At 71.1% G+C, this 270-nt stretch carries 1 protein-coding gene; it reads right to left on the bottom strand.

The window, feature by feature from the left end; translation table 11 throughout:
• A partial coding sequence (locus ACLJNW_RS25325) for a hypothetical protein (protein ID WP_410961381.1) occupies nucleotides 1–270 on the bottom strand: 270 nt, incomplete at both ends.

Raw genomic sequence — 270 nt, 5'->3', positions numbered from 1 at the left:
CCACTACCAGCAGACGCACGCCCCGCAACCGCTGGGTGCGCTCCACCGGGCGCGGCGGCGGGTTGGCCGGGGCGCCCTGTTCGCCGTGCAACGCATGCAGCACCGAGTCGGCCAGTTGCTTGGGCGTGACCGGCTTGGTGAGAAAATCGACGAAGGGCGGCGCGCTGTGGTCGCGCGCATCGGCCAGCACCTCGCGGCCATAGGCGGTGATCATGATCACCATGGGCGGCGGCAGGTCGCCCTGCAACTGGCGGATCAGTTGCGCCGCGC

The sequence above is a fragment of the Salmonella sp. SAL4457 genome (genome assembly GCF_046548235.1).
GTDB classification, from domain to species: domain Bacteria; phylum Pseudomonadota; class Gammaproteobacteria; order Enterobacterales; family Enterobacteriaceae; genus Salmonella; species Salmonella enterica.
This window is presented reverse-complemented; position numbering and strand designations above follow the sequence as displayed.